Source organism: Pedobacter sp. UYEF25 (genome assembly GCF_054061655.1).
Map to the genome: position 1 here is coordinate 1 of NZ_JBSSEL010000017.1, position 21790 is coordinate 21790.

A 21790-nucleotide genomic window follows, 5' to 3' on the forward strand; every position below is an offset into this window, starting at 1 on the left:
AACTCACTCTCTCGCCTCTTCACTTATTTCTATAAATTTGATGATAAATTATTATTATTCAAACATAGGAGGATGCCATTCCCATCGTTAGCGCTTGGGCGTACTATTTATTTCGCGTTAGCAATTGCAGAGGAAATCCTCCTTTTGCGAGGTACGAGCTTAAAAAGATTGCAACGTAAAGCGCGACCCTCTTCATGGTAACGCCCAAAATATCCAAATAGGACTTTTATTCTAACTCGGCTTATTCTATTTCTGATTATTTGGGTGCTTTTACACGCTGTCCATTGTATCTTTAATTGGCTTTAACGTGCCAATTAAAGGATGTCATTTCCATCGTTAGCGCTTGGGCGTACTATTTATTTCGCGTTAGCAATTGCTTGGAAATCCTTTTTTGCGAGGTACGAGCGTGAAAAGATTGCAACGTAAAGCGCGACCCTCTTCAGGGTAACGCCCAAATTATTTAAAAACCCATTGGATTTTGTATGACTGAAAATTTCAGAATCAACCTCAACCTCAATTCCTACTTACTCAAATACATCGACTTATCTAAGTACAGCTTACGGAAGTATGGATCTTCTAAATCTTTTATAAATCGTATGGATTCTCCCGTAGATTTCATTTCTGGACCGAGCTCTTTAGTAACTTCCGGAAACTTGTTGTAACTAAATACTGGTTCTTTAATGGCGTAACCTGTTAGCTTACGCTCAATGGTAAAATCTTTCAATTTCGCTACACCCAACATCACTTTTGCGGCGATGTTAATGTAAGGCACATCATACGCTTTGGCAATAAATGGAACGGTTCTAGATGCCCGAGGATTTGCCTCAATCACGTAAACCTTTTCGTCTTTAATCGCAAATTGAATGTTTAAAAGACCAATTACGTTTAAGGCTTTTGCAATCTTTATAGAATACTCTTCCATTGCATTGGTCACTTTTTCGCTTAAACTAAAGGTTGGTAATACGGCAAAAGAATCTCCTGAATGTATTCCTGCAGGCTCAATATGCTCCATCATACCAATAATGTGTACGTCATCGCCATCACTAATAGAATCTGATTCTGCTTCTTCTGCACGATCTAAAAAGTGATCAATCAACACTCGATTTCCCGGCAAATCGCCAAGCAATTTAACTACCGCTTTTTCTAAATCCTCATCGTTTATTACGATGCTCATTCCTTGTCCGCCAAGCACATAACTTGGTCTAACCAACACGGGATAACCCACCTCATGTGCGACTAAAATAGCTTCCTCGGCGTTTTCTGCCACTCCGTATTTTGGATAGGGAATTCCTAATTCTTTCAGCAAATCGGAGAACCGACCGCGATCTTCTGCAGTATCCATATCATCGAAAGCCGTACCTATAATTGGAATATTGTGTTCTTTTAACTTTTCGGCCATCTTTAAAGCCGTTTGTCCGCCAAGCTGAACAATTACACCCATTGGCTTTTCTAACTCGATAATCTCTCTTACATGTTCCCAAAATACCGGCTCGAAATATAACTTATCTGCCATATTAAAATCGGTACTTACCGTTTCGGGGTTGCAATTGATCATAATTGCTTCGATACCAGATTCTTTTGCAGCCAACAATCCGTGTACGCAAGAGTAATCGAATTCAATGCCCTGGCCGATTCTATTAGGCCCCGAGCCAAGAACGATAACTTTTTTATTGTTGCTAGGAATAGATTCATTTGCATCTTCCACCGTATCGCCGATAGATTTTTCCTCAAATGTAGAATAGAAATAAGGTGTTTTTGCAGGAAACTCGGCAGCACAGGTATCTACCATTTTATATACACGTCTAATTCCCAATTCAGTTCTCTTATCAAAAACCTCGTCTTCGGTAACGTTGCCAAGCATCCAAGCAATCTGAATATCAGAAAATCCTTTTTGCTTTAAGTTGACGAAGAAATCGTAAGGAATATTATGAAGTGAATATCTTTTTACCTCTACCTCTAGGGCAACCAATTCTTGTATTTGATTTAAAAACCACTTATCTATTTTTGTTACTTTACGGATAGATTCTAGTGGAACGCCCATGCGCATGGCGTCTTTTATTAAAAATAAGCGGTTCCAAGAGGCATGCTCTAAACCATCCATAATCTCGTTTATGTTGCGCTCTTGTTTGCCATCGGCACCCAAACCTGCACGGCCAATCTCTAAACTCTGACAAGCTTTTTGAAGTGCTTCGATAAAAGTACGGCCAATTGCCATTACCTCTCCTACCGACTTCATTTGCAAACCAAGCTCTTTATTTGCGCCTTTAAATTTGTCGAAATTCCAACGGGGAATCTTTACAATTACGTAATCTAACGTTGGCTCGAAATAAGCAGAGGTAGTCTTTGTTATTTGATTTTCTATCTCATCTAAATTATAACCAATGGCCAATTTAGCCGCAATTTTTGCAATTGGATAACCAGTTGCTTTACTTGCCAAAGCGGATGAGCGAGAAACCCTTGGGTTAATTTCTATCGCGATAATTTCATCGTTATCTGGGTTAACCGAAAACTGAACGTTACAGCCGCCTGCAAAAGTTCCAATGGCACGCATCATTTTTATGGCCTGGTTGCGCATGTCTTGGTAGCAACGATCACTCAAAGTCATCGCAGGGGCAACAGTAATTGAGTCGCCAGTGTGGATTCCCATCGGATCGAAGTTTTCGATAGAGCAAATAATAATTACGTTATCTGCACTGTCTCTAAGCAATTCTAACTCATATTCTTTCCAACCTAACACCGCCTTTTCTACCAAAACCTCATGGGTTGGCGAGGCTTCTAAGCCACGCTTTAAAAATGCGTCAAATTCCTCTTTTTTATGTACAAAACCGCCTCCATAACCTCCGAGAGTGTAAGATGGGCGTATAACTAATGGATAACCAATGCTTTGCGCCGCCTCTTTTCCTTCTAAAAAGGAGTTAGCAATTTTAGACTCGGCAACGCCAATACCTATATCTACCATCAACTGGCGGAAAGCTTCTCTGTTTTCTGTCTTTTCTATCGCCGCAACATCAACTCCAACAACTCTAACGTTGTATTTTTCCCAAATGCCACGCTCATCTGCTTCTATACAAAGATTTAAAGCAGTTTGTCCGCCCATAGTTGGCAACACAGCATCAATAGTTGGCAAATCTGCAGACGCTGCATGAGCAATTAATATTTCCTCAATAGAATCTACCGTTAAAGGCTTTAAATAAACATGGTCGCCAATCACTTTATCCGTCATTATTGTTGCCGGATTTGAGTTGATAATGGCGACTGAGATTCCCTCTTCTTTTAACGATAGCGCAGCTTGAGAGCCGGCGTAATCAAATTCACAAGCTTGACCAATGATGATAGGTCCTGAACCAATAATTAAAATCGAGCGTATGGAGGTGTCTTTAGGCATGATGAAGTTTTAGCAGTAAAATTAAACTTTAGTAATTCGACTTTTGAAAGCCGTGAAAGCAAGAAGGTTTTTTGCTTTTTCAAAGAAAAATCCCAACTGTTCTGTCGGGATGCAAAGGTAAGTTTTTTGAAGATATTTTCTAAGTTTTTTTAGAAAATTAATCTATTTTTAAAGCTGTAAAATTTTAAAGACATCAATCACTAAAGTTGAAGACGAATAAGCCCCACATTGGTAGTGGAACTGTCTTTTACTGCAACATTTTTAATCAGACTGTCTCGGTAATCATTTTTTCCTTTAATTAAAATCGAAAAAACGCCTTCTTTTAAGTTGTTAAAATTAAAAACTTGTGTCGTTGTATTTTTTGTTAAAGTATCTATGCCTCGTATCAAGTAAATAGAACCAACAGCGCCAACAGGTGTAACTTGACCTTTGATTGCACCCATTTTAATTTTTGAAAAGCCAAAGGAGACTATGGTAACGCTTAAGATTCCGATAATCAATTTACTGTAGTTTTTCATAAGCTTCTAAAATACTCAAGTTTGTCGACATAACGACAAGAATTGAAATTTGGTGTTTTGAATCCCAAGTTTATTGGCAGAAAGATTTTTGGGTCTTAAAAAAAAGTTGAAATTTGATTTAGGTGCTTTAGCAGGCTCTATATTATGTCTTATTTCGCCCGTGGTCCCCAAGAACTAAGTCATTGCAGTCCTCAACGTAACTTATTACTTAAAAATAAATCTTGCGTTCCATATTTTTTATTGTACTGACATTTTAAACTACTTTGGCTCTGTTTCAATAATAGCATAAAATCCACAGCTCTAAGCGTCGCGAGCTAAATTTTAACTACTGGCAATGGGTTATTTATGAGTTTGGCATGAAGATTACTCAAGAAATGCGAGAAACTTACCGCTTCTTTGTGTATAAAGACCGCATTAAACCTCGCCTTCTTTCGACGATTTATCTTTTATAGTAGCTTTAATCTCACTCCAAATCATTGTAACGAAAATGTTGTCTACTGTTGTGTAATAAGTAAACCTCCCGAGCGTTTTGTTTGTACTTTAGGTCATTCTAAAGTACCTCTGCGGAGTAGTTAACCGCGCATAGAGGTCTTCATAAATAGTTTGTTTGGTTTAAATTCCGGTCGCAGCTCCCCGCTACGACCGGTTTTTTTTGCATCTTTTTTATACATTTGGCAAAGCTTTTATGGATCAAATTACAAGTTATTTTCTAAAAACCAGCGCATTAGAATGGTGCGGCGTTTTTACGGGAATTTTGTGCGTTTATCTAGCGGCAAAAAACGTTATATGGAATTGGCCGTTTGCCATTATTAGCGTTACCATCTATATTTTTATATTTTTTGAGGCAAAGCTTTACGCGGATACTGGTTTACAGTTTTATTTTCTGGCGATGAATATTTACGGCTGGTATTATTGGAGTAAGGAAAGAAAACATACCGTTCAGCCTAGAACAATAAGCTCCATCAAACCTAAAGAACTCTTGATTTCTTTGCTTTGCGTAATTTTTTTCACTTTGGGCTTAGGATTCTATCTTCATCATAAAACCGATGCCGCTTCTCCATATTTAGATAGTTTTTGTACGACAATAAGCTTAATTGCACAGGTTTTCTTAGCAAGAAAAGTGTTACAAAATTGGTTGATGTGGGTTTTTGTAGATTTAATCTACATCGGATTATATATTTACAAAGGCTTGTATGCGACATCCCTAATGTATGCCATATACACATACATCGCCGCGATGGGTTATTTAGAATGGAAAAAAACATATCGTGAACAGACAAATTAAGAAAATTGCCATTGTAGGTCCAGAGAGTACTGGGAAGTCTACCATTTCAATACAGCTCGCAAAGCATTACGAGGTAGACTGGGTGCCAGAGTATGCCCGCTATTATTGTGAAGCGCTAACTCATCCCTGTACTTTGCAAGACGAAGAGAATATGTTCTTTGGACAATTGGCATTGGAGGATGCAGTGCTCGCCACTACAAAGAAAGATTTTATTATTTGTGACACAACCTTTGTGACTGTAAAAATTTGGAGTGATGAAACACTAGGAGAAACTCCAAAAGTAGTGTTAGAGGCGCTTCCAAAAAGGCTTTATGATTTATATTTACTAATGGATATAGACTTACCTTGGCAAGACGATCCATTGAGAGATTTCCCTAACCAACGGGAATACTTTATGGAAGTTTGGCACAAGGAATTAAAAGCGCTAAATGCAAATTATAGAGTTGTAGGCGGACTGGGTAAAGAGCGGGTAGAAAATGCCATCACAGCTCTAGATAGTTTTTTGGATCAAAATTAGTTTAATAAGTTACCACCTCATATTTAAAACTGCCATCTTTAAAAAGATGAAAATTAAAATAAGCAGGCTCGAATTCTTGTAATTTTCCTTTCCACCAATTGCCACAGACAGCACCACAATTTACATAACTTGTATGGAGATAATTTATTTCTTCTTGCAGATGTAAATGGCCGGAAAGGCAAAGTTTAACATTTGGATAATTTTTGATTAACTCTTTAATTTCCCAACCATCTCTATGAACTAAAATTCTATTTGTTAAATCGGCGAATAATTCATCCATCTTTCCCTCAAAAACATAATTGTAAACAGCAGAAAATAAAGGAATGTGCGAGATAATTACGATTGGCTCTTGTCTCGGGATATCTTGCAGCTGAGTTTTCAACCAATTAAACTGTTCTTCATCTAATCTCGCTTCGTACCCTTTTGGATGTTTGTGGACGCTATCGAGTACAATAAAATTCCAATCTTCCTTTTTAAATTTGTAATAGCTCCTGCTCATTTTAAGCTCCTTTAATACACGGGCTTTTCCATAATCAGGGGAGTTTTTAATTGCAGGATCTGGATTCATCCAGCCATACACATCGTGGTTTCCAATGCAATGAAATATTGGTAGTTTGTTTTGTTCTAGGTTAATTTTATGCCAAATTTCCCATTGTGCATTGATTTCTTTTTCCGGGCGCTCTAAACTATCGAAAATAGAGTCTCCGCCGTTAATGATAAAACTCGGTTTTATTTTCTGGTTGTTAATTGCTCTCAGCGCTCGAGTAAATCCAGCGATGGCAACATCTGTTTGTTCTAAATGTACATCGGTTAGTAAAGCAAAAGAAAGTTTAACATCTTCTATTGGATCTGCATTTACAATAGTAGGTAGCGCACTTAAAGCAATTGAGGCTGCACTCGATTTTAAAAAATTTCGTCTTTCCATATCTATAAATAGCTTTAATAGTTAACCGCAATATCACACAAAAATATTTCTTTTATTTTATCTCGCAATATTTTATACATTTGCCCCATCATTAGGGGTGCCTTGTTTGTAAAACACAAAAACAGGCTGAGAACATACCCATTTTGAGGTGTAAGGTAAAAGGTGAAAGGTAAAAGGTAATGCGTATGCAAATCCCTAAACCCTAAACCTCTAAACCCTAAACCTCAAATGCACCTGATCCGGATAATGCCGGCGTAGGGATTGGAGTTATGGAGTTTAACTAGAATCGGGCGTACCCCTATGTTCGAGGAGTTTTACTAAAAAATCAACACATTGAAAAAGTTTAATTTGGCGGCTTTATTGGTCGCGTTGCTGCCTTGCTTCGCATGCGCACAGTTTGTGGTAAACGGAAAAATTACAGACAGAAACAAACCCATCACCGGCGCTACTGTAAAACTTGGAAACTTTTCCACCGCTACAAATGCTGAAGGAAATTACCGCTTCGAAAGCGTAGAAAGTGGTCCTAAAATACTTAGAGTAAGCTTCGTAGGTTATGAGACCATCTCAAAAACGATCAATATAAATTCGAATATCATTCAAAACTTCAGTTTAAAGGAAAGCGTTTTTCTTGCGGAAGATGTAATCGTTAGCGCAACACGAGCAAATGATAAATCGGCAACTACTTATAAAAACATCAGCAAGAAAGAAATTGAGGAGAATAACTTTGGACAAGATCTGCCATTCATTTTGCAGAATACTCCAGGAGTGGTAGTCACTTCTGATGCAGGCGCAGGAGTGGGTTATACCGGTATTCGCATCCGCGGAAGCGATAACAGCAGAACGAACGTAACAGTAAACGGTATACCGATAAATGATAGCGAAAGCCAGGGAACTTTTTATGTAAATATGCCCGATTTCGCTTCCTCTGTAGACAATATCCAAATTCAACGAGGCGTTGGCACTTCTACTAATGGCGCGGGAGCTTTTGGTGGGAGTTTAAACATCCAAACCAACACCGGACAGCAAAATGCTTATGCAGAAGTGAACAACACTTACGGAAGTTTTAACACTTGGAAAAATACGGTTAAGCTGGGTACGGGATTAATAAATGATAAATTTAGTTTTGATGGTCGGCTGTCTAGAATTACCAGCGATGGCTTCGTAGATCGAGGAGCCTCTTTATTGAAATCTTATTTTGTAACTGGAGCCTACAAAGGAAATAAAGATTTACTTCGAATAAATATTTTTTCGGGCCAAGAAAAAACTTATCAATCGTGGAACGGAATTCCAGAATCAAGGTATAACAATGATGTGGTGGGTATGAAAGCCTACATTGACAGAAATGGATTAAATGCGGAAGATGCCGCCAACCTGTTGAACTCTGGCATTAAATACAACAGTTTTACCTATAACAATCAAACAGATAATTACACTCAAAACCATTATCAATTGTTGTATGCAAGACAAATTTCTAATCAGTTTTCTTTTAATGGTGCTTTACATTATACAAAAGGTGCAGGATATTATGAAGAATTTCGCCCCGACGACGCGCTAGCCAATTATGGCTTAAAACCAGTTATCGTCGGAAAAGACACCATAAATACTACAAATCTGGTTCGCAGAAGATGGCTTGATAACGATTTTTACGGGTTGACTTACGCATTTAATTATGCGCCAAAAAAAGCGGTAAATTTTACGCTAGGCGGTGCTTATAATCAATATTCGGGCGCACATTATGGTCAAGTAATTTGGGCAGAATATGCAAGCAACGGAAGCATTGACAGGCATTATTATGATAACCAAGGAAATAAAAATGACTTTAACACCTTTTTAAAGGCTAATTATAGTCCTCTTGACGCGCTAAATTTATTTGTTGATTTACAATACCGTAGGATAAATTATACAATCCGGGGAACTGAAAATAAATTGAATAGTCTGAATATTAACGACAATTTAAACTTCTTTAATCCGAAAGTTGGAGCCACGTATTTCATCAACGCTGAGCAGAATCTATATGGTTCGTTTAGTGTAGCCAATAAAGAGCCGACGCGTGATGATTATGTAGATGGGGGTTTAAAGATTTTTCCGAAATCAGAACATTTGAATGATCTAGAAATTGGCTATCGATATAAAGCAGAAAACCTGCATGTTGGTGCAAATGTATATGGCATGTTCTATAAAAACCAATTGGTGCTTACTGGAAAAATTAATGATGTAGGTTCAGCCTATCGACAAAATGTGGATAAAAGTTATCGTATAGGAATAGAATTAGATGGTTCTTACCAAATTAGTAATCAATTTGCCCTAAACGCAAATGCTGCGATTAGTCGGAATAAAATTGAAAATTTCATCGAGTATATTGGAGAGGATAATGATCCCGCGCAAATAATTAATAACTATGCTTCGCCCGATATTTCTTACTCGCCAAATGCGGTACTTTTTGGCGAATTGGTTTATAAATCTCTAAAAGGTTTTGCTGTCGCGATTCAGAGTAAATATGTGAGTAAGCAGTATTTAGACAACACACAAAACAATGCCAGAAAACTGGATGGATATTGGGTAAATAATGTGCGTTTAGGCTATAACTTTAAAGCATTCGGATTAAAAAATTTAAATTTGGGTCTGTTAGTAAATAACATTTTTGATAGAAAATATGCAAGCAACGGGTACACCTACAACTATTTATACAATGGCGTAGTGACAGAAAATTTCTACTATCCTCAAGCGGGAACCAATTTTCTATTAAATTTGAATATTAAAATTTAAAGAATCGACCATTAATCGGATATTTTAACGCGATGACGAAATACGTAGAAAAATTCCATTTTATCACTCATGATATTGCGCATAGAAGCCATGTTGAACAGGCGCAAATAGCCTGCGAAGCTGGCGCTAAATGGATACAATACCGGTGTTTAACCAAAGCCGATGATGAGTTACTAGAAGATATTAATGCCATCGCAGAAATCTGCGATGATTGGGGGAGCACGTTGATTGTCACAGATCACGTTCATTTCGCTGGAAAAGCCGACATCCAAGGGTTTTATATTCAAGATGTGCATGCAGATTTTATCGCTTTGAGGAAAAAACTTGGAAATGATTTAACCCTTGGAGGTTTTGCAAATACGCTGGAAAACTTACTTCGATTGGCAAAAACTGGCGTAGATTACGTAGGGCTGGGCCCGTTTGCACAAACTAAAACGAAGCCAACCCATCACCCCTTTATTGCGTTGCCGGGGTATAAAAATGCGGTCGAAAAGTTCAAAGAATTAAATCTCGACCTTCCTATTTTTGCTGTGGGTGGCGTAACGCTTACAGATGTTCCGGAGCTGATGGAAACTGGAATTTACGGAATCGCGGTTTCACATGCGTTAAATTTTGCAGATAATTTTGCAGAACGTTATGAGGAATTTTTTAGTGCAATAAAATCGTAAAGCTTGCCGCTTTACCTGTAAATTCCTACGAGACTAAGGTATAGTAGGAATTTTTTATTTCCTAACTTTACAACATGTCTTCACACCACATTGTACGAGAAAAACAAGAACCAGCTTTATACATAGATGAGATAGGTGACTTTGACGAGGAATTACTAGGTCAGTTGTTAGAATGGAGCCCGACGTTATTGGTGAATTTTAAATCATACGATAAAATTTCTTCTTGGAATATAAAAGTTGACGTATTGGTAAATGGAAAGAAAGAAGAGGTGCAAGAACATACAAAACTCATCAATTCTTCTGCAGATTCCTTATCCACAGCACTCTCTTATCTTCAGCGAGAACAATACCCGAACGTAAACGTAATAACTGATGTCTTTGAATCTGGTCGGTTTTATGGTTGGTATGACAAAATAAATGTTGTTGTATTTACCAGCACTCATAAATATTATGTGATCAGTCCTGGTTTCTCGGTTTGGAAACCTGCTGGAACGATATTTAAAGTGTTTGGCAGCAACCATTTAGAACCCACTAATTTGAGAAGACTGCAAAACAGCGAATACGAGGTGGTAGATGATGGGTTTGTGAAATTTGGATTTTCGGGTTTGACCATTTTTATTGGTGAAGAACTATGATTGACATTAGAAAAGCGACGCAGCAAGATATCCTTTTAATCTCCGACCTTGCCAAAAAGACTTGGCCAAGTGCGTATTTAGAAATTATAGGTCAAGCGCAAATCGATTACATGCTTGATAAAATGTATAGCGAAATTGAGCTTTCCAATCAAATGGAAGACGGCCATATTTTTTTGATTGCAGAACAAAATGGTCAGGCAGTCGGCTTCGCCGGATTTTCCTTAATAACTCCAAACACACATACCTACAAGTTGCACAAATTGTATGTGTTACCGGAAATTCAGGGTTTCGGTTTGGGGAAAAAACTTATTGATGAAATAATTAGAATGATTTCTGCTGAACAAGGCAGATCCATCATACTAAACGTAAATAAGGGAAATAAAGCAAAGCTTTTCTATAAGAAATTAGGCTTTGCAATTATTGAAGACGTAAAAGTTGATATAGGCGCCGGCTTTTTTATGGACGATTTTGTGATGGCAAAAGAAATTTAAGTCATTTTTGAGCGCAAAAAACAGTCGCGAAGATTAAAGACCAACTAAAAAAAATAGTAGACCCACCAATCTTGACGATTTTTTTAGAGCTTCTATCGCTGTGCCAGAGACAATCTATTTGGTAACCTCAATTTTCTCCTCCGCTACATTCCAGCCATAAATTTCTACAGCAATATTTTCAGGTTTCCCGGTATACTCTGCCGTAATCGTCTTACTTTCTCCCGGTAAAACGCTTACATAATTGTCATTAAAAAACGTAGGCAAAATTCGCTTACCAGTAATCGAATTGATCAAAGCAACCCGATTAAAAAAAGCAATCGGATTCTCTTTAGCATTGGTCATCGTAATGGCAACTTTGCCATCTGCAATTATTCGGGCCTCCGTTTTTAGTGCGGAAGGTTTCATTTTCTGTAAACCTTCATAATTGCCATTCTTGTCAGATAACCAATAAATATTCTCACTAAGCACACTATCTTTGTCTTTCAAAATCTTTAGAGATACAAACACGCCTTCCTTTTTATCGAGCTTTTTTAGAAATTCGCTCATAGAAAATAGCCGTCTTACCGAGGAGGGTTCAAACGAGTTAAATACCTGCGAATTGAAATAACTTTTACCCTCCATATCGTAAGCTTTTGCTTGCACCATTAAGCTATTCTCCGTTTTAAAGCCGTTGTTTACCACGGTAACCATGCTGTCTAAAGGATTCATCATTACATGTAGTGGCTCCGCACCTTTTCTAAGTCCGTATAAACAGGCGTTTGGATCGAGGTAATAATCGTACATCTGACCGCGTAAGGCTGTCCAAGGGTTTTGGGTTTTCCAAATAATAGAACCTGTGTACCAGTTCCACATCTCGTTAGAAAAACCTTCCATCAAGGCTCGATATTGATCATAGTTAACCATTTGAGCTTTCATGGCAAAATCCTTGGCATCTTTTGGCTTTCCATAAGCATCTATATGGTTATCGTAAGCGATGTATTTATGGTATTCCCAGACAGAGTCTAGCCTTTTACCCTCGGGTGGAATTAAATTTTTGTCATCCATAAAACGTTTTAAGGACACATAGTCACCAACGCCAACCGAACCAACTTCAGAGTTGTAGGGATAGGTTTTCGTTCCCCAAAAACTCTTGGGATCTTGAATGCCGTATGGTCCATCTCCATTACCGCCGATGCTGCTATAAGACATTTTATCGCTATTAGAAAAATCGAACAAAATACGTGTGCCGTCGAGTCGTGGTAGAATATCGTTTTTTAACGGATTCAAAATATCATCTGGTGGCGTAATTTCATTTCCTCCGCACCAAAACGCAAGTGAGGCATGGTTTCTAATCATCTTAATTTGATCTTCCATCGCGGATAAGACCAATTGGTGGTTATCTGGATATTTACGACGTGTCCATTGATCGTCTTTTTTCATAGGATCTACCCACCGTCCATTACAGTCACCGCTAAACCAAAAGTCCTGAAAAACAAGTGAGCCATATTTATCGCAGGCATTGTAAAACTCTGGTCGTTCTAGCAACGCGCCGCCCCAAATTCTAATCAAATTTAGGTTCATGTCTTTGTGGTAACGCATCTCTGCATCGTAACGCGCATCGCTCAACCTCAGCATGGCATCAGAAATGATCCAATTTCCTCCTTTGATAAAAATTTTTTGCCCGTTAACCATCGCTTCCATACTTTTGGTCTGGGGATTCCACACATTGTCTATTTGCCTAATCCCAATTTTTAGTTTTTCGACGTCTTGTATTTTTTTATCCGAAACAAAGTTAATACTCATATCGTACAAGTTTTGAGGACCATAACCATTTGGCCACCAAAGTTTTGGATTAGAGAAAATAAAGTCTGTAAATTTAACTTCTTTAGTGCTGTGCGCTGCTATCGTAGTGGTTTGAGTTAGCGTAACGCCACCGATTTCATATTTCAGCGTTCCTGTAATTGACTTATCGGTTGGATTTTCTGCCTCTACTGAAACCTGTAGCGTTATGGGCGCTTGCTTTTCGTTTGGCAAACGTTTGCCAGGAACTAACGTAATAACATGTGGGTTTTTTAGGTTTATTCCTTGCGTTTTTTCAATGGTAACTTTATCCCAAATGCCTGTGTTGCGGTCTCTCATTGGCTGAATCCAATCCCATCCGGCAGTATATTGTGTAGTCAAATTTTTTGCAATTGTGCCGTCTCCACCTTGTCCACCGTTTGGATTTCCAGGAAAATCTGGCGGATAAACAATTACGGCCAATCTATTTTTACCATCTTTTCCGAGCAATTTGGTTACATTAAATTCCGATCGCAAAAACATGCCTTCTATTGGTGCATCAGTTAATTTTTTCCCATTTAGAAATATTTCTGCCTTATAATTTATCCCTCTAAAATTTAACCAAACTTGTTCGTTACCACTGGCTTTTTCTTTAAAATCTTTTACAAACCAGTAGGTATAGACATCGTTGCCGGTGTTGTAAACATCTGGAATCTTCTCATTATTCATCCCATAAAATGGATCTGGAACTTTCTTATTGTTTAATAAGGTAGTTAGTACCGTTCCAGGAACGGTTGCACTCATCCAATCGGTAGTCACCAAATTCGGGTTAGAAAGTTGAATGCCGCCTTCTTTCACTTCTTTAATGTTTTTGCAAAGCCAGCCAGTGTTTAATTCATAGCTTTCTTGAGCCTGGATTTGTTGTACAGAAATAATAGTGAGAAGAAGTAAAAGAAAATTTTTCATTATGTGATTGTATTTAAGGCGTCGAATTTAAAAAAAATGTGTCTCGATAGAGCTGTCAGCAAAATAGTATCGTTTCGAGATTTTGCTACGTGTGATCTTTGTTCTTTATTTTCTGCTCAAATCTAACTATAAGGTCTACTTTTTCTTATACGTGTCTTTCAGCGAAACTGTTCTATTAAAGATCAATTTTTCTGGGGTAGAGGTTGTGTCCAAACAGAAATAGCCTTTTCTTATAAACTGATAGCGGCTATCCATTTGAGCTTCTGCCAAAGCTGGTTCCATATATACATTAGGCAATACGGTTAAACTATTTAGATTTAGGTAATCTTTAAAATCCCCTTCTTCGTCGTCGGGTGTTTCAGAAGTAAATAAGCGATCGTAAAGCCTAACCTCGGCAGTTATGGCATGTGCTGCGCTTACCCAATGAATGGTCCCTTTTACATTTATTCCACTTGTATCGCTGCCACTTTTAGAATCTGGAAAATAGGTACAATAGATTTCAGTTACGTTACCTACGGCATCTTTTTTAAAATCATCGCACCTTACTATATAGGCTGACTTTAAGCGTACCGACGCTCCGGGAGCCAGCCTAAACCATTTTTTGGCCGGTTCTTCCATAAAATCTTCGCGCTCAATCCAGAGTTGATTGCTAAAAGGAATTTCGCGCGTGCCTCCACCATCTTCTGCTTCTGGATTGTTTTCGCCGATTAAACTTTCGGTTTTACCATCCTCATAATTTGTAATAAACATCTTTATGGGATCCAGAACGGCCATTACGCGGTGAGCAGTTTTATTTAGATCTTCTCTTATACAAAACTCAAGCAAACTAAGTTCTATTAAATTTTCTCTTTTGGCAATTCCAATGCGATCGCAAAATTCGCGAATGCTTTTTGGCGTATATCCGCGCCTTCGCAAACCGCTAATGGTTGGCATCCGAGGATCGTTCCATCCACTCACCAAATTCTCATTAACCAATTGCAGCAGCTTGCGTTTGCTCATCACTGTGCTTGTTAAATTTAGTCTGGCAAACTCATATTGTTTAGATGGAAATATCTCTAATTTTTCTATAAACCAATCGTACAATTCGCGATGGGAAACATATTCTAGTGTGCAAATAGAATGTGTAATGTGTTCAATACTATCACTCTGTCCGTGCGCAAAGTCATACATTGGATAAATACACCAATTGTTTCCTGTGCGATGATGCGCTGCATGCTTTATGCGATAAATAATCGGATCGCGCATCAACATGTTTGTACTTGCCATGTCTATTTTGGCTCGTAAAATGGAAGCACCATCTGGAAATTCACCATTTTTCATACGAAGAAAAAGCGCTAAATTTTCCTCGATCGATCGATTTCTGAAAGGACTATCTTTCCCCAACTCGGTAGGAGTTCCCTTTAAACTAGCAATTTCGTCAGCTGAACTATCGTCAACATAAGCCAGGCCCTTATTAATTAAATCTATTGCAAATTGATACAGTTCTTCAAAATAATCTGACGTATACAATTCGTTTTTCCAAGTAAAACCTAACCACTTAATGTCCTCTTGTTGACTGTCTACATATTCCGTTTTTTCGGTAATTGGATTGGTATCATCAAACCTCAGATTGGTGTAGCCACCATATTTTTGGGTGAGGCCAAAATTTAGACAAATGGCTTTTGCGTGTCCAATGTGCAAGTAGCCGTTGGGTTCTGGAGGAAATCTGGTTACCAGTTGTTTCGACTTTCCACTGTGTAAATCGCCCTCAATTATTTCTTCAATAAAGTTTAGAGATTTTTCCTCATTCATACCTAACTCACAAAAATTAAATAGCAAAGTTAAAAACATTGCTCGTATTTAGGAGCTATTGACCAAACGATTAAATAAAATTGCTAAATTCGATACATTACAATAACTTAAACTTATTGATGAGCAAAATATTAAACCGTCCCATTAGAGTGCTTGTGGCAAAAGTTGGCTTGGATGGACACGATAGAGGTGCAAAAGTTATTGCTACCTCACTTAGAGATGCCGGAATGGAAGTGATTTATACTGGGCTAAGGCAAACGGCGGAAATGGTTGTGAACACTGCTTTACAAGAAGATGTTGATGCCATTGGAATTTCAATTCTGTCGGGCGCACATATGACCGTTTTTCCAAAAATTATTCAATGTATGAAAGAAAAAAAAATGGATGACGTGCTCGTTACTGGTGGCGGGATTATTCCTGAATTGGATCGGATAAAATTAAAAGAAATGGGTGTAGGCGAGCTTTTTCCTCCAGGCACAACAATGGCTAGCATCGCAAGTTATATTAAAGATTGGGTTACCGAACATAGAAATTTTTAAGTCATGGAATATCAGAATTTACTAATTACCTTAAAAGACCACATTTTACACATAGTCATTAATAGAGAAAAAGCGCTAAATGCGCTAAATCAGCTTACGCTTGAAGAATTGGCTCTTGTGGTAAAACACGTAGAAGAGAATGACGAAATTCTGGGTGTTATAGTCACCGGTGCAGGGGAAAAAGCATTTGTTGCAGGTGCAGATATTAAAGAATTTGCAAATTTCGATTTAGAGGGAGGAAAGCAGCTGGCCATAAATGGCCAAAATGAGGTTTTTAATGCAATAGAAAATGCCAGTAAGGTTTACATTGCTGCGATTAATGGTTTTGCCCTTGGCGGAGGACTGGAACTTGCAATGGCTTGCCACATAAGAATTGCATCAGAAAATGCAAAACTCGGTTTGCCAGAAGTTACCCTTGGGTTAATTCCAGGTTACGGTGGCACTCAGCGTTTAACGCAACTGGTTGGGAAGGGAAAAGCGATAGAAATGATCACAACGGCCAACATAATCAGTGCCGCCGAGGGGGAAAGGATAGGTCTTTTAAATTATGTGGTTTCGCAGGAAGAACTTATCAATAAAGCAGAGGAATTATTTGGAGCAATTACGCAGCGCGCGCCTTTAGCAGTGGCCGCAGCGTTAAAATCTGTACAAGCTGGCGCGAATCTTTCTTTGAATTTCGAAGCCGAAATTGAGGGTTTTGCCGGTTGCTTTAACACAGCGGATTTTAAGGAAGGCGTATCTGCTTTCCTTGAAAAGCGCAAGCCAAAATTTACAAAAAAATAACTTTTCTAAGCTTTTGGCCTAATTTTGGTTTATAAAAGTGATGTAGTCTTAGGTGATTTCGAAATAAATCGGGTATTTTTTAGCAAACAATAAGTGCTAAAAATGGTTATTTAATCAATCAAGACCGTCATTTGACTTTTGTATAGTATTAAACATTGTTAAACCTTAAATTAAAAAATCATGAATGATAATTCAAAAACCGTAGTTGCTTTATTGGCGGGTTTGGCAGCCGGAGCTGCCTTGGGACTTCTATTTGCGCCAGAGCGGGGCGATGAAACGCGCGACAAATTAAGCCAGTCATTGAAAGACCTGTCAGATACTATCAAGGATAAAGCTGCAGAGGAAATTGATGCATTGAATCAGTTTAAAGAAAAGGTAGTGGGTTCTATTAAAACCAAACTTAGGGGTGTAGAAGAAGAATACAATGATGAGGCCGAACACGCTTAGACATTACTTTACGCAAAAACAAATTTAGAAAATGCAAGAAACTAAAAAAGAAGGCAAAGAAAAATCTATTGAGGACCTAGTTGCCGATGCGAAGGGTTATGTAACTGTTCGCCTCGAGTATCTTAGGTTGTACGCGGTAGAAAAGGCAGCGAAGATTGTTGCCGATTTGGTGACAAATTTAACTGTCGCCATCAGTTTTATTTTAGCTTTTCTTTTCGGTAGTGTAACTCTGGCGCTTTATTTATCGACTGTTTTGGGAAGTTACACTGGTGGTTTTGGATGTGTTGCTATAATTTATGTGCTTTTGGCCATTGCTGTATTCCTTACAAAGGATACATTTTTGGAAAAAGCCATTACAAATTTTGCAATTAAACGTTATTTTAGTAAGCTACAGGAAGAGGAGGAAAATGAGAAAGTATAACATCAATAACCTTGAGGAACTGCAGAATAAGCGCATAGAGCTTAGGATTGATTACCTGCTGTTGGAAGATCAGATAAAGCAGAATGGTAAGAATTACCTGATGCAATTTACTCCTTCAGCTTTGTTTAAGAAGTTAACTTCGAAGGACAATATGTTGGATGTAAACAAGCAATTTAACCTGATTGGAAATGCGATGTCTTTTTTGCTTCCTATGGTTATGAGAAAGACTTTGTTTAGAGGATCAGGATTTATTACTAAAGCAATTGTTGGCTTGGCTTCTAAAAAAATTGGACAGTCGCTGAATGCGAAAAAACTTACTATGTTATTTAATTCTGCAAAGCATTGGGTTGCCGAAAAGATTCCCGACAAGTTAGAGAAAAAGCGCATAGATTATGGAATACCGCCTGATAGTGAAACTTACTAAGAAAACCCCGATTCAACTCATTTGAATCGGGGTTTTTGTGTTAATAGGTCACTAACTACTTTTCTAAATATAAATGTTTTTGCTGTAGCGTTTAGCAGACTTCATTCGTATTGATTAAAAGCGTAAAAAATAATTAGATATGAAAAATGTACTCTTACTGTGTTTCGCCATATGCTTGTGTTCATGCTCGAAAGAAAAATTCGGTCCACTAAATTTGAAAGACGGTCAAGTGGTTGAATTATTAGTTGGTGATAAATATGGTTCAGACCAAGATGAATTATTAATATTGCCGGCTAGAAATGCTGCAGAAGCATCACTTTATTCTTTTACTGAGAGAAGACCAGGCTTTACATACAAAGTAAAGGCTAAATTTGTTGTAGCACCAAAAGATTTGCAAGATGGCCCAGCATATTATTTTGAGTTCATAAATGTTATTAGTAAAGAGAGATATGCCGGAAACGAAAGCTTCACAATTCCGTTAATTGTATCTTATGTTCCCGGCGGCCCCGTAATTCAGCTTAACAAAAGTGACGATAACTTCTTCTACCTATCTGACAAAATACAACTCACGTATAAAGATGAGGAGGTGAGAAAACAATTAGAAGAAATTTGGCAACATGCGCAAGAAATTAGAAGCAATTGGCCTAATAACCAACAACTAAAATGGAGAGCCGTTAAAGCTACCGCAAAACATGACTCTGCAAAATTCGATTCGGCTTATTTAGTTGAAAAAATTGAGTTTCAGAATTAAAAAAATCCGCCTCTCATCTATCTGTTGGTCCTTTACCCAAAAAGATTTTCTCTCTGGCTTTTTCTATTCTAGCCAATCGAGTTGCAGCTTGTTTAGCACCAGAAAAATGAAGATTGTACGCGCGTTGCCGGCCCGGTGTCAAGGCTGAAAAAGCTTTTTCAAAATTAGAATCGTGCTGAAATTCTTGTTGTAGTTCTTCGGTTAAGTTTAGATCTACGCTTTTATTTAATACTATTTTTAAACCGGCTTTCTCAATTTCAATGGCTTCAAAAACATAAGCTTTTATGTCCGCTTCCAATGTTTTGATTTGATTGACGTTGGTGAAACGAATCTGCCTTGCGGCCTGTACATTCTTTGTCTGCTGAATTAAGATCCCTGCCTCATCTTTCATCAACGCTCCCTTAAAAAACAAGACTGCGCAGTACGCTTTAAAAGTATGAATCAATACAACATTGCCAGGCTTATTTGATTTCGAATTACTAGCAACCGTATAACACGGGACGCCCCATTTCAATTCCTCTTCCAACCCACAACCTAAAATCATGGTTCTTAATCGGCCCAGTTCTAGACGCCATTTTTTAGACTTGTCGAAGTAAAAATTAACTTTTGGATTCATCTCACCTGCATTTAATCTAATATAACGCTAAATTTTGAAAGCTCGCATTTGAGCGCCTTATAAAAATTTACGGGGTCATGAAGAAAATGTTTTTAAAAGAAAGCAGCACGATAAAATTAACTCAGCTGGCTCAGCCATCAAAATACAATTTTCTGTTGGTTTAAGCACCCAATTTCTATCGCGCAATGGCTTGTGTTTAGTTTTTTGATTTCAAAGTATTACCTTTAATTCCACGCAAATTTCTCAGGAAGTTTCTAATAAATCGAAAATTGATAAAGAGAGTATTTATTTTCTTATTTACAATTCTGACAGCTTTTTCAGCAAAAGCGCAAGACATCAACTATATAAAAAATGTGATTGATACCCTAACTTCATCGAAATATTGGGGAAGGGGTTATACCAAAAACGGAATGAAATTGGCTGGAGATTATTTGGCCGATCAGTTTAAAGAAATTGGTTTAGCTCCTTTAGAGAAAGATTTCCATCAGCGTTTTGAATACCCGGTTAATACTTTCCCAGGCAAAATGGACGTAATTTTGGATGGTAAACATTTAATTCCTGGTCAAGATTTTATTGTTGGAAATGGAAGTCCGGGAATGAAAGAAAGTACAAAGCTTAAAAAAATAGACAGTGTAACTTTTACTTCAGGTAGTTTAATGTTAACTTTTAAAAATAAACTTACCTGGTCTGTTGCCACAAGTTTGGACAGCATTACAACTATAGAGCTTAATGCAAATACAGTAAAGCAAGTACCAAAGAGGGTAGAAGTATCTATTGAAAATAAATTCGATTCTGCGTTTCGAGCCTCTAATATTTGCGGGTTTGTGCGAGGTAAAAGTAGTCCAGATTCTATCTTAATGGTCACCGCACATTACGATCATCTAGGGGGAATGGGTGCGGATACTTATTTTCCAGGCGCTAATGACAATGCAGCTGGTGTTGCTACTTTGCTTAGTTTAGCAAAGTATTATATAAAAAATCCGCAGTCTTATACAGTGGTGTTTGTTTGCTTCGCAGGAGAGGAAGCAGGGTTGATTGGCTCCGGATTCTTTATCGAACATCCTCCATTTGCATTGGCGAACATTAAGTTTCTCATCAATCTAGACTTAGTCGGCACAGGTTCTGAAGGATTGACAGTTGTAAATGCGACCGAATATCCAAAAGCATTCCAATTATTGAATAAGATAAACAACTCAAGACAGTTGATAGCTGGTATTCATTCGAGAGGAAAGGCTGCAAACAGCGATCATTATTTCTTCAGCCAAATGGGTGTTCCTGCATTTTTCATATATACCCAAGGCGGTCCTACAGCTTATCACGACATTTATGATGTACCGAAGGATTTGCCATTAACTGCATGTAAAAATTTATTTAAGTTGATTATAGACTTTTTTGAAAAGCTAGAAGGCTGAGGTAAGATTAAAGCTGAAAGACCGAGGCGAAGATTTCTCCTTAAGCGCAGTTAATCACTGAACTTTTTAAAGTCCTTGGCGCAAGTTGTGTTCAAAAAGCGAAGTAGTTTTTTGGAAAATTAACCTAAAATAATTTTGGCTTTTAAAATGGAAGCAACACTTACAGAATCCGTTATATCTCCATCTAAAACCATCTTATAGGCCTCAGAGAAAGGTAATTTTTTTATCTGCAACTGTTCCGTTTCTTCAGGCATATTAATTCCCTCAATTAAATTTGTTGCCAAATAAACAATGCAAAGTTCATCACTTACAGAGTTAGACAGATGCATACGCAAAATTTCTTGATAATTTGAAGCACTTAAACCTGTCTCTTCTAGCAGTTCTCGCTTAGCACTCTCTAAAGGTCTTTCACTAAAAGGGCCACCACCCTCTGGAATTTCCCAACTGTAAGTATTTGTTGCATAGCGAAACTGTCCAACTAACCAAGTGTTTTGGTGATGATCTATAGGCAATATCCCAATGGCAATGTTTTTAAAATGTACAACGCCGTAAATTCCGCTTCCGCCAGAGGGATTAATAACTTGGTGCTCCGTTAGGCTAATCCAGTTGTTATCATATTTGTTTTCGCTGCTTAACGTTTGCCAAGGATTTTTTTGTTCCATCACCAAAGATAAGATTTTGATCAACTCTAT

The 21790-nt window shown here is 37.8% G+C and carries 21 protein-coding genes; 14 read left to right on the forward strand and 7 right to left on the reverse strand.

All coding sequences use genetic code 11. The features are described from left to right. Positions 1–201 (forward strand): hypothetical protein (locus tag ACVWYG_RS14890; protein ID WP_457271088.1); only part of this gene is annotated, 201 nt, incomplete at its 5' end. A 319-nt stretch (positions 202–520) separates the two neighbouring features. Here ACVWYG_RS14890 and carB read toward each other — a convergent pair. Further along, the gene (carB, locus tag ACVWYG_RS14895; protein ID WP_457271090.1) at positions 521–3385 is read right to left on the reverse strand and encodes a carbamoyl-phosphate synthase large subunit; all 2865 of its coding nucleotides are present in this window, start codon (positions 3383–3385) and stop codon (positions 521–523) included. Between the two features lie 200 nt (positions 3386–3585). Continuing rightward, complete coding sequence (locus ACVWYG_RS14900) at positions 3586–3903, reverse strand: carboxypeptidase regulatory-like domain-containing protein (protein WP_457271092.1); 318 nt, start codon at positions 3901–3903, stop codon at positions 3586–3588. A gap of 685 nt (positions 3904–4588) precedes the next feature. Here ACVWYG_RS14900 and pnuC point away from each other — a divergent pair. Both pnuC and ACVWYG_RS14910 read left to right on the forward strand, forming a co-directional pair. After that, the gene (gene pnuC, locus ACVWYG_RS14905) at positions 4589–5188 is read left to right on the forward strand and encodes a nicotinamide riboside transporter PnuC (RefSeq protein WP_457271094.1); all 600 of its coding nucleotides are present in this window, start codon (positions 4589–4591) and stop codon (positions 5186–5188) included. Beyond that, a complete protein-coding gene (locus ACVWYG_RS14910; RefSeq protein WP_457271096.1) occupies positions 5172–5705 on the forward strand; it encodes an AAA family ATPase in 534 nt (177 codons plus the stop codon). Before pnuC ends, ACVWYG_RS14910 begins: the two co-directional genes overlap by 17 nt. A gap of 1 nt (position 5706) precedes the next feature. On the opposite strand, the gene ACVWYG_RS14915 is transcribed toward ACVWYG_RS14910, so the two are convergent. Continuing rightward, positions 5707–6630 (reverse strand): metallophosphoesterase family protein, encoded by a 924-nt coding sequence (locus tag ACVWYG_RS14915; RefSeq protein ID WP_457271097.1) that lies wholly within the window; start codon positions 6628–6630, stop codon positions 5707–5709. 333 nt (positions 6631–6963) lie between these two features. Between ACVWYG_RS14915 and ACVWYG_RS14920 the strand changes: the two genes are divergently transcribed. From ACVWYG_RS14920 to ACVWYG_RS14935, 4 genes are all read left to right on the forward strand, one after another. Then, complete coding sequence (locus ACVWYG_RS14920) at positions 6964–9396, forward strand: TonB-dependent receptor (RefSeq protein ID WP_457271098.1); 2433 nt, start codon at positions 6964–6966, stop codon at positions 9394–9396. 32 nt (positions 9397–9428) lie between these two features. Next, positions 9429–10064, forward strand: coding sequence for a thiamine phosphate synthase (locus ACVWYG_RS14925; protein ID WP_457271100.1), 636 nt, complete (start codon positions 9429–9431; stop codon positions 10062–10064). Positions 10065–10138: 74 nt separating this feature from the next. Next, positions 10139–10699: a thiamine pyrophosphokinase gene (locus ACVWYG_RS14930; protein WP_457271102.1), complete on the forward strand. Its 561-nt coding sequence runs from the start codon at positions 10139–10141 to the stop codon at positions 10697–10699. Then, on the forward strand, positions 10696–11190 hold the full coding sequence (locus ACVWYG_RS14935; RefSeq protein WP_457271103.1) for an N-acetyltransferase family protein: 495 nt from the start codon (positions 10696–10698) through the stop codon (positions 11188–11190). Before ACVWYG_RS14930 ends, ACVWYG_RS14935 begins: the two co-directional genes overlap by 4 nt. 114 nt (positions 11191–11304) lie before the next feature. Here ACVWYG_RS14935 and ACVWYG_RS14940 read toward each other — a convergent pair whose 3' ends face one another. Continuing rightward, positions 11305–13914 (reverse strand): glycoside hydrolase family 2 protein, encoded by a 2610-nt coding sequence (locus ACVWYG_RS14940; protein WP_457271105.1) that lies wholly within the window; start codon positions 13912–13914, stop codon positions 11305–11307. A gap of 135 nt (positions 13915–14049) precedes the next feature. Beyond that, the gene (locus ACVWYG_RS14945; protein WP_457271217.1) at positions 14050–15705 is read right to left on the reverse strand and encodes a glutamine--tRNA ligase/YqeY domain fusion protein; all 1656 of its coding nucleotides are present in this window, start codon (positions 15703–15705) and stop codon (positions 14050–14052) included. A 119-nt stretch (positions 15706–15824) separates the two neighbouring features. On the opposite strand from ACVWYG_RS14945, the gene ACVWYG_RS14950 reads away from it, so the two are divergent. From ACVWYG_RS14950 to ACVWYG_RS14975, 6 genes are all read left to right on the forward strand, one after another. Then, entirely contained in the window at positions 15825–16244 is a 420-nt protein-coding gene (locus ACVWYG_RS14950; RefSeq protein WP_457271107.1) for a cobalamin B12-binding domain-containing protein, read from the forward strand. A 3-nt stretch (positions 16245–16247) separates the two neighbouring features. Then, a complete protein-coding gene (locus ACVWYG_RS14955) occupies positions 16248–17027 on the forward strand; it encodes an enoyl-CoA hydratase/isomerase family protein (protein ID WP_457271109.1) in 780 nt (259 codons plus the stop codon). Positions 17028–17207: 180 nt separating this feature from the next. Further along, a complete protein-coding gene (locus tag ACVWYG_RS14960; protein WP_457271111.1) occupies positions 17208–17474 on the forward strand; it encodes a YtxH domain-containing protein in 267 nt (88 codons plus the stop codon). A gap of 31 nt (positions 17475–17505) precedes the next feature. Continuing rightward, entirely contained in the window at positions 17506–17895 is a 390-nt protein-coding gene (locus ACVWYG_RS14965) for a phage holin family protein (RefSeq protein ID WP_457271112.1), read from the forward strand. Then, positions 17882–18319 (forward strand): hypothetical protein, encoded by a 438-nt coding sequence (locus ACVWYG_RS14970; protein ID WP_457271114.1) that lies wholly within the window; start codon positions 17882–17884, stop codon positions 18317–18319. Before ACVWYG_RS14965 ends, ACVWYG_RS14970 begins: the two co-directional genes overlap by 14 nt. A gap of 139 nt (positions 18320–18458) precedes the next feature. Beyond that, positions 18459–19070 carry a hypothetical protein gene (locus tag ACVWYG_RS14975; RefSeq protein ID WP_457271116.1) on the forward strand — a complete coding sequence of 204 codons (612 nt, stop codon included), beginning with the start codon at positions 18459–18461 and terminating at the stop codon, positions 19068–19070. Positions 19071–19083: 13 nt separating this feature from the next. Here the strand turns inward: ACVWYG_RS14975 and ACVWYG_RS14980 are convergent, their stop codons facing one another. Further along, on the reverse strand, positions 19084–19686 hold the full coding sequence (locus ACVWYG_RS14980) for a YdeI/OmpD-associated family protein (RefSeq protein WP_457271118.1): 603 nt from the start codon (positions 19684–19686) through the stop codon (positions 19084–19086). Positions 19687–19955: 269 nt separating this feature from the next. On the opposite strand from ACVWYG_RS14980, the gene ACVWYG_RS14985 reads away from it, so the two are divergent. Next, positions 19956–21098: a M28 family metallopeptidase gene (locus ACVWYG_RS14985; RefSeq protein ID WP_457271120.1), complete on the forward strand. Its 1143-nt coding sequence runs from the start codon at positions 19956–19958 to the stop codon at positions 21096–21098. A 119-nt stretch (positions 21099–21217) separates the two neighbouring features. On the opposite strand, the gene ACVWYG_RS14990 is transcribed toward ACVWYG_RS14985, so the two are convergent. Next, the gene (locus ACVWYG_RS14990) at positions 21218–21760 is read right to left on the reverse strand and encodes an NUDIX domain-containing protein (RefSeq protein ID WP_457271122.1); all 543 of its coding nucleotides are present in this window, start codon (positions 21758–21760) and stop codon (positions 21218–21220) included. Positions 21761–21790: the final 30 nt, after the last annotated feature.